Origin of the sequence: Rheinheimera sp. (assembly GCF_020217005.1) — a bacterium.
Taxonomy (GTDB): Bacteria; Pseudomonadota; Gammaproteobacteria; order Enterobacterales; family Alteromonadaceae; genus Pararheinheimera.
Window position 1 is genome coordinate 1 of the sequence record NZ_JAIWOI010000276.1, and the last position, 13,424, is coordinate 13,424.

Genomic DNA, 13,424 nt, shown 5'->3' on the forward strand with positions numbered 1-13,424 from the left:
TCAGGTAATTGGCTTGTTGCGTTTGGTGACTGACTTGTTACCGTACCATTTTGGACCGTTGCTTCTGCTGTCACCTGGATAGGTTCAATAATGCTTTGAATGCTGCCTCCGCTGATTTTTACACTGCCGCCGTCATTGCTAAAGATTTTAACCGGGCTCGATTGAAGCTCGACCTGTGCGGCGGCGTCACCAGCGTTGCGAACCGTGACTGAGCGACTTTGCTCAAACTCAAGGTTATCACTTTGCTTTATTTCGAACTCCGGTAAGCCTAAATGCGGGTCTGATAACACCACTTTACCTGTCAGTGTTCGCACGACCAAAAAGCGGCCCGTTAGCGGTATTTGCCGGATTTCACCAGGCTGTAACGTAATTAAATTCATTATTTCGCGCTCCTGTACGCTGACACAGCAAACACAACGGCCATCATTGCAGCACCTGCCATCAGCACTTTTTTCATGGCATCAATCATCAGGTCTTGACCGCCTAGCGCTGTGGTCTGGATTAGGGCTGCGTTGCGCTCCATGGCTGAATTCGCCGCTTCGATGCTGGCTGCTGTGGTGGCCTGATTTTGCTTTGCAAACTGTTCGGCGGCGTTGCTGATGGTCTCCCCCGCGTACATGGTCGATTCTGTTGCCTTTTGAATGGCGTACTCACTGACTGAACGAACCCCATCAATTGCGCCCAGGCTGGTATTTTCTACCGACCTGATAGCTTTATCGCCAAACGCCAGCGCATCAGATGCGGTTTGCTGTGCCGCCTTGGTTGCCAGATAGGTTTGCTCTGTGGCGTTTTTTAATGCCGTATCCATGGTGTTACTGAGTGCTTTCACCACATCTGAGCCAAACTCAAAAGCTCCATCTGCTGTGATGGTGACATTGCCGCCCACCGTAGAGCCTGACAACTGACCCTCGAATTCCCTTATAGAGTTGTCGCTATTATCCTGCTGCCAATCCAAGCTACTGTTGTCGCTGTTGTCTGTGTAAATATCCGTGTTGCTGTTGTCATTTAACAGCGTGTTGCCATCGCCCAGGATGCCGGATAAATCGCCGTCAATACCCAGTGATGTGCTGTTATTGGTGGTATTGCTGGTTGTGCTGCTTTTCTTGCTGCCGCTAAATAAGCCCACAGAGCCCCCTTATAATTTTTTCCACAGGTAAATACCGACCAGGCCAATCACACCCACCACGGCGAATGGGATTGCACTTTCCCAGCCGCCGCCAAAATTAATTGAACCGCCGTTGGTGTTTTTGCCCTGAATATCCCCCGCCACCGCTGAGCCGCTATCACTCAGACCGCCTGACATACCAGGCAAGCCAGTTGCTAAAAGCGGGTTCATTGGTTGGTTACTCTGTCAGGCATCCCACGTTCTACGGGGTCGCGTGTTACTGGTGCGCCCACGTTGATAGGTTGCAAGCGGGTCGGTGTTTTAGAGATTGGCTGCTTTACCCCTGTTAAGGTATTGCTGCGGCTAATTACGGTTTGCACAAGTCCGCTTGGTCTTGTTATCACAGGGTTTGCCTGTTTTGGTGGGAAAAACTGCGCTTTTAGGTTTGTGAAAAAGTTACCCATGACCGCCTCACTTCATCATTTTGAAGGCAAACACGCCTAAGACCAGTGCGCCAATAATCATTGCTCCGGTTTTTGCTGTGCCTGTCTCAATGGTTAAACCGCCGATACTTATCACCTCTTCATTGAGTGGTGAACCGTCCCAGTCCCGACCCACAGCCGTTTGCTGTTGCCTCTGGTAGGCCGCCGAGCTGGTCGCATCGTAATACGCCTGTGTATCTGCGGGCAGAACACCAAGCTTTTCGTTAATTTTTGCCTGTACCAGCTGAGTTGAACCCTCACCGATACTTTCAAACACCTTGACGCCCGCCCCTGTTGCGGCCTGTGCCAGCTGCTGATACCACGTTAATGCTGGGGCTGCTGTTGCTGTTGCCATCTTTGCTGTCCTTTGATTAAAAAAGCCCACGTCTATCAGTGGGCTTTTTGTTTACCGATCACCGCTGTTAAGCCGCCGCTGATGTTGTGATTGCGTTCACCTGGTCGATGGTTTCCACCAACACTTTGATACCGCCCAGCGCCGTCACGTCATACTTAAAGGCCAGCTCTTTTTGTGCAATGGTCGGGAATGCACCTTCCCAATGAAAGCCAATATGCGCAGGGTCGAAGTGGAACACGTTAGCCACTGGCGCATTGTCTCCGCCTTCGCCTAAGTCCTGAGCGTTATCCACTGCGCTAGCCTGATAGACTTTCAAATCGTCGCGGTACACCTGCAACTTTGACACGTTGCCACTTAAGAAATGCAAGCGGCGTATGAAGTGCGAACCGCTACGCAAAGGCCATGACATATGATTTTCGCCGACAACAGACGGGTCGATATTGATGCTGTATACCTTCGGGATGAAGTAGCGCACAGGCTGGCTTGGCGTTACTAAGGCGCGGGCTCGCAGTGTTGGCACTGTAGCACCTGTATCACCAAAGGTGACGTACACGGTCAGCGTGTCAGAGGGCAGTGTCACCAACTCACCCAAGCGCATACTGTTTAAGGTGCTGGCTTCAGGGTTAAAGAAGTTGATAACGTAGCGGCCCGCCGCACGGCTGCGTTTTGTGTAGGCTTCTAAAACGCTTTTCAGGTCGTAGCCTGTGCAGTTCACAATCGTATTGCCGTTTAATTCCACTTCTACTTTTGCGATTTTGGTCACGTCAGTAATGTTTGAAATTAACTCAATCATCTGGAAGGTCGCGCCTGGTGTCACCTGAAGACTTGCGCGTTGGTTTGAACCCACGCCTACAAAGTTGTTCAGCTCCACAGGGGTTGGCTTAAAGCCGTTTACTGCAATTTCTAACAGGTTCATGGCTACCCCTTAACGTACAATGTTGCGAACAGCTGAAACGTTGTTAGCGGCCCAAATAGCCACCAGCGCTGTACCACCTGCAACCAGCAATAAAGTCATCAGGCTGTAGGTTTGTTTGGTTTGTAAATCTGGCATTTTTGCCCTCACTTAGTTGATTAAAATCTTGTCTGCTATGCCCCTAAAGGCTGCGCCAAAAAATCAACACGTTCAAAATAGATTCCTGAATTATCCCCAAAAGAGGGAATCAGAACATAATGCTTTTTTGCTCGTAATTCCCAATACCGCCGCGCTTTACAAGGTAATATTTTTTGCGTTTTTGGTTCAGGCTGCCAAGTTCTACAATTTCCGAAATTTGGCAATCCAGCTCTTCAGACCAGCGTTTTGCGTCCAGCGTGGCCCGCTGTGCGCCGACCACTAAATACTCCGCCTGAGTGATAAACGTCTTTGGCACTTCAGACGGGCGCTGAAATGAGAAATGCCATACCAGATTGAATTTCCGGCCTCCTGTGGCTATTTCCCCGATGCGGCCCGTTGCTTTGCCTGTGCTGTCGATGTACTTCGCCATTTCTTCAAACACAACATCTAATCGCCTGTTGCCGTCTGATGCTTTCCACATCACATCAGCGAACCATTCAGATTCTGTTTTATAGTCTTCTGCTGTTTTAAAGTCCGGCTGATACGCCACCACAAAGGTTTTACCACTGGCCCATGCTTCAGCGAATGCCTTTAAAAACGTGTGCCTTGTGCTGTAGTGGTAAACTTTTCTGCCACCCAAACCAGACAGCCTACGGATCCGATTTGGTCGGTAATCCCCGTACACGTCAAGAATTGCCACGCACTGGCCGACCAGCCCCATGAGTTTTACAGCCACAGTCTTTCCTGCGCCTGTGGTCCCGCAGTAGCAAGCCCCCAGCGGGTCTAGGCTGTTGTTAGGATTGATTGCCATGCGCTGCCGCCTCTTTTTCTTCTTTCTGGTACTGCTTATGGGCCTTGTACATGCCATAGCCCAGCGCCCCCAGCGCCATCAGTGCATCTATTTCAACCTTCCATTTGATAAACAGCGCTGAAGGTTCGCCCACGCCATATTTTACCAAGCAAGGCGCTATGCCTTTGGCTAGTTTGTTGGCGGCCTGTTCGGTCAGGTTGTAGCTGCGGCCTGTTGATTCCTGAAGGGCAAAGAACAAAAAGCCAGCGGCGTTTTTGGCGGCTTCTTCTGCAAGCTTTATGCGGGCTGGGTCTAACTCTGGCGGCATTTCCAGCGGCGGCAATTGCTCAACCTCTGTTTTTTCCTCTGCCGCCGTTGATTCGCCTAGCAATGCCGTAAAAGACGGGTCTAGCTGCTGGGTTGTCACGACTTCAGCACCTGGCGCGGTCACGCCATTGTCCACCTGGTCTGTCACTGTTGTTTCAATCATCTTGCTACCTTCAGTACAAGGCCGCCCACTGCCAACAGCAAAAGGCTGAATCCTGCGACTTTCTTAAGGATTCCGCCTTTTGGTGCTGTATTTTGTGGTTCCGGCTGGTTTTGTTGAGTTTCAGACACGCCCAATAACGGCGCGGACTGCGTTTTGATGGTGGGGCTCCATTCCTTCCCCAAATTTTCGGAATTTTCCGGATTATTTTCGGACTCAGATTCCGGAATTCCCGAAACTGCTTTTTGCAGTTTTTCCTGAAAAGCCTGACTGCTGCTTTTGTGGGTTCCGCATTTACACGCCAGATACAGCAGAGGCGAATTTTTTATTTTTCGAACTGGTGCTTGTTCGCCGCAGTGCGGGCAAGCGGTCATTGCTAAGTTTTCGTTTGCCATTACAACCCCCATGAAGCTGTGCAGCTGTGAGTTTTTGTCGTGTTGTGCGTTTGGTGCATATCCCATATTTTTTGCAGGGAATAGCCCAATCCTAAATAAACACCAGCCGTCACTCTGTTAGCTTGAAGCATTTTCCAGCTGGGTATTCCCAAAGGGCGGCGCATCATTGCGCCACCTTCTCAGGTTTGGTCAGCTTTTTAACCTGGGCCTCAAGCGAAGCAATTTTTTTACCCATGGCCTCAAACTGCTTTTTAACTTCGCTTTCACTGGTTAAGCCGTCCAGCTTTTCGGCTACGGTCTGAAGGAATGGGACAACATCGTCTTTTAGCAGCTGTTTTGCTGCTGCTGGCTGCTGAAATACGCCTAAATTATCAATGGCTTCAGCTTTGGTGATGATTGCTGCTACTACTTGCACCAAAAGTGCGTTTTGTGTTGTTTTGGTCATGGTATTGCCTCGTTGTGTTATGCCGCGCAACTGTCCCAGCTGGGTTCCGGTGCGTAGCTGTTAAAGTAATCGGTGATTTTTTCGGTGATGTATTCCCCGGCGGCGTTGATGTAAGCGACAAAGCCCGATTTTTTGCTGGTGAATTCTGCTAATTCGTTGGCGGCCCGTTCAAAGCGGTTCCAGAAATGCTCGTTGCGCTCCGGCTGGTTTAGTTCGGACTTACAGTTATTCTCACGGGTCCGAGCTGCGCGGTTTGCACCTTGCAAAGAGCAAAAGCGGCTCAGGCTGCCTTTCAGGTTGCCCAAACTAATCCAGTTGCGGCGGGTAATCATGTAGTTGTGTGCTCCGGCGATAATGCCCACGATTTTCTCCCGCACCGTCCCGCTGGCTGTTTCCTTGACGTGTTTAATTGTGTTAACCGGATAACTGCTGCGCGGTGCGTTTAGGCCGCCCATGAGCTGCACAAACTTACAGAACTGGCCCTTGTCTGCCGCTTCGCGTATGGCTTCTGTTTTTTCACAGGTTAAAGGTTCACGGATGCGCCGTAGTTCGCGCCAAACTGTGACTGGTGGGCTGCCGATAAACTGGAATTGACGGATACCCCAGCGGCTGGCCCATGCCCTGCACTTTTGGCTAACGTCTGCTATAGGTTCGCCAGTTTCGTTGTCCAGCTCCGTTTCTACATGGCTGGCGTTAATGCTTTTGCTGATGTATTTCGCTATATAGGCCACAGCGCAGCCCTTGGCAGGGTCTATTTCTTCCACAGTAAAGCGGTGCTGCTCAGCACCTTTTTCGTCGCGGTCATGCTGTAGTGCGTAGTGCTTTAGCAACCGGATCACCGACTCTTTAAAATCGGGCAACACAAACAGCAACATATGCCAGTGTGGGGTCTCGTCGTTGTGTGGCTCTACTACCCGAAGGCCAGATATTTTTATGTCCGATTCGCTTAATTCAGCGCGAACCTTTGCCCACTGCTTAGACAGGTAACGCTGAGTGTCGCGTGGGTCTGAGCCATTCCACTTTTTACCGCTGTTGTAGTGGTAAGCGCCTGGCGCGGTGATGGTCACGAAAATAGCTGTATGCCCTGCCGCTTCTGCCGCTTCTTTCATGCCCCGAATGCGGGCCATCATTTCAAGACGGCGAATTTCAGGGTTTGCGGTGCTGCCTGCTGCGGCTTCGCTCAGGCTGATAATGTCTAAATCATCAAAACCGTTTGCGGTCTCGCTTTCGGCTGCAATGAAATTGTTTTCAAGGAATTCTGCGGCGTCTTTTTGCTGCTTTACCCACTCAGACAGGCATTCTTTGCTGATATAGCTTTCAGCGCCACGGCCTACCATGCCCAAGGCGATAGCCATGTATTCCCGCGCTCTGGCCGCTGTTTTTTTGGCTTGGCGCTGCCACCATTTTTCATTGTCTAAATGGGCTACGCACTGGCTAATTTGCGCTGGCGTCATCTTTTTGCGGTCTGCACCTGGCGGCACAAAACCAAAGCGCTTGGCATAGGCGGCTAAGTGCTTATAGCGCGGTATTAATTCGTCAATGGTGATGTGACTGCCACGGCTTGAGGTGTAGCGCCAGCGGAAGCACTCAGAGGCCCAGCTTGTTGCTGTTGTATCTGTGCTTATCGCCGTTAAAGGCATTTTGATGCGCTTCAGCTTACCCATAATCAGACGTAGCCACACGTTAGCGGCTACATCGTCTTTTTGGTATTTGCTGGTATACGTGCTGATTAGGGTTCTTTCGTAGCGGGCTGGCAGACAATCCACCAGCTCATTAGACCAACGCCAATCACTTAGGGCTGAAACGGGGTAAGCACTCAGAGGCATGTTCACGCCTCTAGGCGTTCAATAAGGTGCAGTTGCTCAGGTGACAGGCACAGGGTTATAGGTTCATTTTTGAATACGCCTATATCCGCTGTGCCTTCTTCGTCTGCCCATTGGAATTGAAATGCAACCTCTGGCGCGGCCCTGTCGGGTCGAAGTTGCAGTACAAGGCCAATTCTTTCCTGTACGCTTGATGACATATAACCCGTTGGCGCAATCACATTTAAGCCGATCAGGTCTTTTTTCAATATGGCTGCGGCCCGTCCTGCTGAAACTCTGTAGTTGGTGAATTTCATGCTGTAGCCTCCAGACCTGCAAACTTTGTAAATTGAACGTCTGAAAGTCTTTTTAATGGCTTGCTTCCAGTGTCAAAGTTGTCAAGCAACACTAAGCCCTGATAGTGATGTATCACCGCGCATCTAAACCAATTAACGCCGCCGCGCTCTCTGTACATTGCATGCATTCCAGCCGCTGGAATGTAGCCAGTGACCGCCTCTAATTGCTCTGCTCTGGCTGGTCTCATGCTGGCAGCCTCCGCCCTTTGGCTGCCCTTTTCATTCGTTCAACCCTTTCATTGCCTAGCCTTTCTGCCACGGCTATTTGTTTTTTGTTCCAACTGTGCCATAGCGGCACTAATGGGGCTGTCATTGCGTGTATTAGTCTCTCAATTTGTATTGGGTCTACATTGAATTTAATTGCAACCCTTACATCAATCATCAGCATGTACTGAGCATGCAAAAGCGCTCTGCAAATTCCGTCTCTCATAAAGACCCCCCCGCCAGCGCTGCTAATTTGCTACCTGGCAACGGATCAGCATTTTTGCTTTGGCTGCCTTTCAGCCGGGCTTTGATTTGGTCGAGGTATTTGCCGTTCAGCTCGCACTGTGCGATTTGCTCGGGGCTGCGGCTGATGGTGACTGACTGTTTTATGTAATTCATTGCAGACTTGATGCTGGCTTGTGCTAGTGGGTCTTTGGTGGCTTGTGCCAGCAATAGCTTATAGCCGTTGTATGCTGGCTTCAGACTCTGTTCAGGTCTGGGCACTACTGTATGTTTATCCATGTGTTCGGCTCCGCATTGTTTTGACCGCCCTACACACCGCCCCTACAGCGGTCGGGCTGGGTTAGCCAGTGAGGATTCCAGCTAACCCGCCCATAGGGATTTGCTTTTCAGGCTTTGTTCTTGGGGAATAAACCGAAAGCACGCTGATGATAGTCAATGAGCATATACACGTAAATGCGCATTTACATGTTGTTGGCTGTTAGCTATGCGCCTAAACTTCACAAGGAAAATGAGTTCTTGGGGGAACTAAAGTGAAAACAGTCGAATATATAGATGCGCTGATAGCAGCGTATTTACTGGAGTCTGATTATCAACTTGCAAAGAAACTTGGTGAAAGTAGAGCCAGAATCAGCCAGTACAGAACTGGTCGCAACATTATGGATGATGACTTTGCTATCAAAACAGCTTACATGCTTGACCTAAACCCTTTAGCGGTGCTGGCTGACGCTCACATTGAGCGCGAAATGAAGCGTGGCAATAATTCGATGGTAATTTTTTGGGAAGAGGTTAAAAAGTCCGGCAAGATGGACGTCAAAGTCCTGTCTAAAATGGTGGCCTAACACCTAAATTCTGCGGCGGATTTCCTTATCATTTTGATAAATTCGCCGCGTTCCTCCCCTTCTAAGTATCTGATTTAAAACGGTCTTTACATTCAGCGCTAAAAATAATGATTATTATGTTAAATTGAATATTGTTATTGGGTTATCAACTTAACCCGCTACCGTAATCCAGATGTTCCAACAGTATTAAAAGCCTTATGCCTGATTTAATTCATTTATCCGGCATAAGGCTTACTTCTATAGATTAAGCCGACTTAATACCCACCTGCAGTATCTGGTCGTGGTCGTCTATTTGACGCACTGTCAGTACTAACTGGTCCAATTGCACCTGGTCGCCAACCACCACACGTCTGTGGAATTTTTCGGTGATGTATTCGGACAAACTCTGGCTTGGATCCTGGTCTTCAGCAAATTGAATGCTGTAGAAGCCATCCAGTTCGTTTAAGGTGATTTCGCCGTTTAATACGAAGTCACCGAAGAAATCCAGTTTATCCAGCGAGGTTTGCTCTGCGCTTGTGGACACTTTGTCACTGACAGCTTTTACATCTTTGGCTTTACTCAATACCAACAGCATATCGTTCAGTTGAAAGCTTGGGCTTTGCTCGGCTTTGATCCATTCGCCTTTACGCAGCACACCCAAATAGCTGACATCCGGTGACATATTCAGTTGCTGCCAGTCACTGTCGACAATAGGTGAACCTTTGCCGACTTTAAACGAAAGTACCTGTAGCAAATCATTACTGGCTACGCTGTCGAGTGTCATGGAGTGATCCGGGCCTGGCTCTGGTGGCACTTCGAGCTTCAGCCAGCGCGCTACTGGCGCTATAGACCAGCCCTGAATAAGCAAAGATACGATCACTACGAAAAACGCCACATTAAAGTACAAATCTTTATTCGGTACACCTGCTAACCATGGGAATAACGCCAGAATAATAGGCACAGCACCACGTAAGCCAACCCAACTGATAAACACCTGATCTTTCTTAGGAAAATGAAAAGGTACCAAGCTTAAAAACACCGCTATTGGCCGGGCTATAAAGATCATCACTAATGCCAGTATCAGCGCAGGAATTGCATATTCCATCAGCTTACTTGGCGTAACCAGCAAACCTAGCATCAAAAACATAATAATTTGACTAAGCCAGGCTAAACCGTCATGCATTCTCAGGATTTGTTGAATTTGCGGTAAACGGGCGTTGCCTATTAAAAAGCCCATCAAATACACAGCCAGAAAACCACTGCCGCCAAATTGGTTGGTTAAACCGTAAATCAGCAGTGCGTAAGATACGGCCAATAAAGGGAAAAAGGCTGCGCTTAATGGCAGTTTGCGGCAAAGTAAAACAAAGAAGCGCCCTGCTCCATAGCCTACTGCTGCGCCCACAATGGCTTGCTGAAAAAATACCGTCGACAAAGACCAATTCAATTCACTTTGACCGGCCAAAACCCCAACCAGAGTAAAGGTTAACATCACCGCCATAGGGTCGTTACTACCCGACTCTATTTCCAGTGTGGACGCTACCCGTTCTTTAATATTTAAGCCGGCAGACTGGAAGATTGAAAATACAGCAGCGGCATCTGTTGAGCTTAATATCGCCCCTAACAGCAAGCCTTCTAATAAGGTCAAATTAAACAGATAAGAGGCTGCGACACCTAAAATGCCGCAGGTCAGTACTACGCCCAACGTGGCCAATACAGCTGAAGGCGCCAGCACCACCCGAACACGATCCGGATGTGTGCGCATACCACCATCAAACAGAATAATCACAAGGGCAATAGAGCCAATCAGCAGAGCAACATCAGGATTGCCAAACTTGATGCCCAGCAAACCGTCTTCACCGGCCAGCATGCCAATGACAAGGAAAATTAATAATAAAGGCGCACCTAAGCGCGCCGAGATCAGAGTCGCAACTATACTGGAGAAAAACAGAGCCCCTGCAACCAGGATTGTTAAATTCACTGCATCCAAATAAAAGCTCCTTTTTTCTTAATGCGCGGGGTAAATCTCCCGGTAAATTTGTTGTAAAGCAGATAATGGATCGGCGGCTTTGGTAATTGGGCGACCTATCACCATATAGTCTACACCAGCCTTTAACGCATCAGCTGGAGTCATCACTCGTTTTTGATCATCAGCTGTGGCAAAAGATGGACGAATACCTGGCGTCACTAAGCAGAACTCTTTACCAAATTGCTGTTTTAATTCAACAGCTTCTTGTGCAGAACACACTACGCCATCCAAACCGGATTTTTCCACCAGACCCGCCAGTCTGAGTACCTGCTGGTGCGGCGTTAAATTAATACCCAACTCTACTAAATCACTTTGCTCCATGCTGGTCAACACAGTCACAGCAATCAGCAGTGGTTTCTCTTTACCAAAACTTTCTAAAGCTTCGCGGGCAGCAATCATCATACGACTGCCACCGGATGCATGTACATTCACCATCCACACACCTAAATCGGCAGCGGCTTTAACAGCCTTGGCCACTGTATTTGGAATATCGTGAAATTTCAGATCTAAAAACACATCAAACTTGCGCTGCTGCAGTTCTTTGACAAAGTCCGGGCCAAAGTGAGTAAACATTTCTTTGCCTACTTTTAACCGACATAAAGCCGGGTCGAGTTGGCTGACTAAATTTAATGCTACGGATTTTTGTTCAAAGTCTAAGGCGACCACTATAGGACTGGAGTTATTCATCAGGTTCTCTTCTATCTAAGATCAGCGACCGTCTATGCCGGTCATTGGCTCTACCGTTTCCCACTGCTGGCAAGACGGACAGAGCCAATAAGGTTGTTTGGTCTTAAAACCGCAGTTGCGACAATGATACAGTACTTTGGTGTCGAGATAAGCCTGTAGCATCTGCTCTATTTCAGCCAGGTGTGGCTCAGACGGGTTTTGTAACCGTCTGATTTGAATGAATTTTAAAAACAAGCGGATGTTCGGTTGTTGCCGCAATTTATCCGTTAGCAAATTCTCAGCTTGCTGTAGGTTGTCACCTGTCGCATAAAACTGTGCTAGTTCGGCCGTCGCACTGATGTTTTTATGTTTACGGCTCAATTCTGTGAGTAGCGCCTGCCACTCTGCTGGTTCTGGTGTGGTTTGCGCTACTAATGGCAACAACTCAGCTGCCCATTGCGGCCTTTGTTGTAGTATGGCCAGCAACAGCTCACGTGCTTCGTCAAATTCCTCTTCGGCAATAAGTTTTTTCGCCAGCTCGTATTTAGGCCGCAAGGATACCGGATAACGTTGGATCAATTGACGATACGCACCGCTTGGCACCGATTCTTTATGCCAGGCTTCACAGCTAAAGTTTGCAATACCAATACGTAAGGAGCGGGAATCTGTCTGTTCTACTACGGCACGGAAATCCATGGCTTTTTGCCATTCGTGAGTGGCTGTGAATAAACTAAAGAGTTGTTTTAACACAGCTTCACGAATGCTTTCAGCCTGGACCAGTGCACTTAATAAAGGTTCGGCTCTGTCGTATAAACCTGCACTGAAGTAGTCTTTAGCCAATTCGAATTGGATTTTTTGTGCCTGCTGTTTTGGCAGTTTTAACTGATGTAATTTTTCATGAATACGAATAGCTTTATCCCAGTCGCCACGACGACGGAACAGGTTGGCTAATGCCAGATAGGTATCGATAGTGGCGGCTTCGACATCAAGCAATTGCAGTAACTGCTCTATAGCTTTGTCTTCCTGATCAGTGAGCAGGAAATTTAAGCCTGAAGACAAATTTTTAGTAACAGAAGCCCTGCCCTTAAGCTCTTTTTGTTTTTCGCTGTTTCGCCCCATAAACCAGCCATAAGCGGCGGCAACGGGAAGTAACAGAAATAACAGTTCCAGCATAGGGGTCAGGTTTTATCGAAAGATTTAGTAAACCAACCTTTGGTTTTTGCCTTCAGAATAAAGGCCATAGAAACGCTCAGGCCAAGCAGAAAACCAGACACTAAAAACAAAGCTGCGATATCTACCACTCTGAGTTCTGCTTTTGCAATAAGGTAGTTAAATTCAGCAACTTGCTGATTCAGGGAGCCCAGTACAAGCCCAAAAATAATAAGGGCGATGATAATTACAACATAAAAAAATCTGGTCAAGACTCCGTCAACCCCGCTTTTTGCTAATAAGAGATCAGGTGTTAGCTTTCACCCTGTCACGTAATTCTTTACCCGGTTTGAAATGAGGCACGTATTTGCCATCTAATTCTACTTTGTCACCGGTTTTTGGATTGCGACCTACGCGAGGTGCACGATAATGAAGAGAAAAGCTACCAAAACCACGAATTTCGATACGTTCGTTATTCGCCAACGAAGTGGCCATTTGTTCCAAAATTTCTTTGACTGACGATTCAATATCCTTCACCTGGACATGAGAAAACTCAGTAGACAGTTTTTCGATCAATTCAGATTTGGTCATGGACCCTCCGCTGTATCAGTAGAATGAAGGACTGGAGCTGAAGCCCCAGTCCTTCTACACAAGCATCAATTAGTCAGCTTTTTGAGCAGCTTTGAATGCTTCGGCCATAGCGTTACCACCAAAATCAGTATCATCCTGCTTTTTGATCGTGTCCATAGCTTCTTTTTCTTCAGCTTCGAATTTCGCTTTGATTGACAGGCTGATTACGCGGTTCTTGCGATCAACACCCATCAGGCGAGCTTCTACTTCTTCACCAACTTTTAATACTGTAGTAGCGTCTTCGATACGCTCACGAGCAATGTCAGATACGCGAACGTAACCTTCAACACCACCTTCCAGCATTACAGTAGCGCCTTTCGCGTCAACTGCAGTTACGTTGCCTTTAACGATAGCACCTTTTTTGTTATCAGCAAGGTAGCCGTTGAACGGATCTTCGTCTAATTGCTTGATGCCTAAAGA

General features: G+C 48.2%; 20 protein-coding genes. 1 reads left to right on the top strand and 19 read right to left on the bottom strand.

Annotated elements, in window-relative coordinates; translation table 11 throughout:
- From LDL40_RS13435 to LDL40_RS13495, 13 genes are all read right to left on the bottom strand, one after another.
- Positions 1–380, bottom strand: a 380-nt coding sequence (locus LDL40_RS13435) for a hypothetical protein (RefSeq protein WP_300995884.1), incomplete at its 3' end; no start/stop codon positions are given.
- On the bottom strand, positions 380–1,126 hold the full coding sequence (locus tag LDL40_RS13440) for a hypothetical protein (RefSeq protein WP_300995885.1): 747 nt from the start codon (positions 1,124–1,126) through the stop codon (positions 380–382). The genes LDL40_RS13440 and LDL40_RS13435, both read right to left, overlap by 1 nt.
- Positions 1,127–1,135: 9 nt before the next feature.
- Positions 1,136–1,336, bottom strand: coding sequence for a hypothetical protein (locus LDL40_RS13445; protein WP_300995886.1), 201 nt, complete (start codon positions 1,334–1,336; stop codon positions 1,136–1,138).
- A gap of 240 nt (positions 1,337–1,576) precedes the next feature.
- Positions 1,577–1,942 carry a hypothetical protein gene (locus LDL40_RS13450; RefSeq protein ID WP_300995887.1) on the bottom strand — a complete coding sequence of 122 codons (366 nt, stop codon included), beginning with the start codon at positions 1,940–1,942 and terminating at the stop codon, positions 1,577–1,579.
- 67 nt (positions 1,943–2,009) lie between these two features.
- The gene (locus LDL40_RS13455; RefSeq protein WP_300995888.1) at positions 2,010–2,858 is read right to left on the bottom strand and encodes a major capsid protein P2; all 849 of its coding nucleotides are present in this window, start codon (positions 2,856–2,858) and stop codon (positions 2,010–2,012) included.
- Between the two features lie 9 nt (positions 2,859–2,867).
- Positions 2,868–2,993 carry a hypothetical protein gene (locus tag LDL40_RS13460; protein WP_300995889.1) on the bottom strand — a complete coding sequence of 42 codons (126 nt, stop codon included), beginning with the start codon at positions 2,991–2,993 and terminating at the stop codon, positions 2,868–2,870.
- 109 nt (positions 2,994–3,102) lie between these two features.
- Positions 3,103–3,804 (bottom strand): hypothetical protein, encoded by a 702-nt coding sequence (locus tag LDL40_RS13465; protein WP_300995890.1) that lies wholly within the window; start codon positions 3,802–3,804, stop codon positions 3,103–3,105.
- A complete protein-coding gene (locus LDL40_RS13470; RefSeq protein ID WP_300995891.1) occupies positions 3,788–4,273 on the bottom strand; it encodes a hypothetical protein in 486 nt (161 codons plus the stop codon). The genes LDL40_RS13465 and LDL40_RS13470 overlap by 17 nt, the downstream gene beginning before the upstream one ends.
- Complete coding sequence (locus LDL40_RS13475; RefSeq protein ID WP_300995892.1) at positions 4,270–4,665, bottom strand: hypothetical protein; 396 nt, start codon at positions 4,663–4,665, stop codon at positions 4,270–4,272. Before LDL40_RS13475 ends, LDL40_RS13470 begins: the two co-directional genes overlap by 4 nt.
- A 163-nt stretch (positions 4,666–4,828) precedes the next feature.
- Positions 4,829–5,110 carry a hypothetical protein gene (locus tag LDL40_RS13480; RefSeq protein WP_300995893.1) on the bottom strand — a complete coding sequence of 94 codons (282 nt, stop codon included), beginning with the start codon at positions 5,108–5,110 and terminating at the stop codon, positions 4,829–4,831.
- Positions 5,111–5,127: 17 nt separating this feature from the next.
- A complete protein-coding gene (locus LDL40_RS13485; protein ID WP_300995894.1) occupies positions 5,128–6,936 on the bottom strand; it encodes a replication endonuclease in 1,809 nt (602 codons plus the stop codon).
- 2 nt (positions 6,937–6,938) lie between these two features.
- Positions 6,939–7,229: a hypothetical protein gene (locus LDL40_RS13490; protein WP_300995895.1), complete on the bottom strand. Its 291-nt coding sequence runs from the start codon at positions 7,227–7,229 to the stop codon at positions 6,939–6,941.
- A 465-nt stretch (positions 7,230–7,694) separates the two neighbouring features.
- Positions 7,695–7,994: a hypothetical protein gene (locus tag LDL40_RS13495; protein ID WP_300995896.1), complete on the bottom strand. Its 300-nt coding sequence runs from the start codon at positions 7,992–7,994 to the stop codon at positions 7,695–7,697.
- 251 nt (positions 7,995–8,245) lie between these two features.
- On the opposite strand from LDL40_RS13495, the gene LDL40_RS13500 reads away from it, so the two are divergent.
- Positions 8,246–8,554, top strand: a complete 309-nt coding sequence (locus tag LDL40_RS13500) for a helix-turn-helix transcriptional regulator (protein WP_300995897.1) — start codon at positions 8,246–8,248, stop codon at positions 8,552–8,554.
- Positions 8,555–8,798: 244 nt separating this feature from the next.
- Here LDL40_RS13500 and LDL40_RS13505 read toward each other — a convergent pair whose 3' ends face one another.
- The 6 genes from LDL40_RS13505 to LDL40_RS13530 all read right to left on the bottom strand — a co-directional run.
- Positions 8,799–10,511, bottom strand: a complete 1,713-nt coding sequence (locus tag LDL40_RS13505; protein WP_300995903.1) for a potassium/proton antiporter — start codon at positions 10,509–10,511, stop codon at positions 8,799–8,801.
- A gap of 27 nt (positions 10,512–10,538) precedes the next feature.
- Positions 10,539–11,246, bottom strand: a complete 708-nt coding sequence (pyrF, locus tag LDL40_RS13510; protein ID WP_300995898.1) for an orotidine-5'-phosphate decarboxylase — start codon at positions 11,244–11,246, stop codon at positions 10,539–10,541.
- 21 nt (positions 11,247–11,267) lie between these two features.
- Positions 11,268–12,398, bottom strand: coding sequence for an N-acetylglucosaminyl transferase (locus LDL40_RS13515; RefSeq protein WP_300995899.1), 1,131 nt, complete (start codon positions 12,396–12,398; stop codon positions 11,268–11,270).
- 5 nt (positions 12,399–12,403) lie between these two features.
- Positions 12,404–12,646 carry a lipopolysaccharide assembly protein LapA domain-containing protein gene (locus LDL40_RS13520; RefSeq protein WP_300995900.1) on the bottom strand — a complete coding sequence of 81 codons (243 nt, stop codon included), beginning with the start codon at positions 12,644–12,646 and terminating at the stop codon, positions 12,404–12,406.
- A 34-nt stretch (positions 12,647–12,680) separates the two neighbouring features.
- Positions 12,681–12,965 carry an integration host factor subunit beta gene (gene ihfB, locus LDL40_RS13525; RefSeq protein ID WP_300995901.1) on the bottom strand — a complete coding sequence of 95 codons (285 nt, stop codon included), beginning with the start codon at positions 12,963–12,965 and terminating at the stop codon, positions 12,681–12,683.
- 69 nt (positions 12,966–13,034) lie between these two features.
- Positions 13,035–13,424, bottom strand: a 390-nt coding sequence (locus LDL40_RS13530) for a S1 RNA-binding domain-containing protein (protein ID WP_300995902.1), incomplete at its 5' end; no start/stop codon positions are given.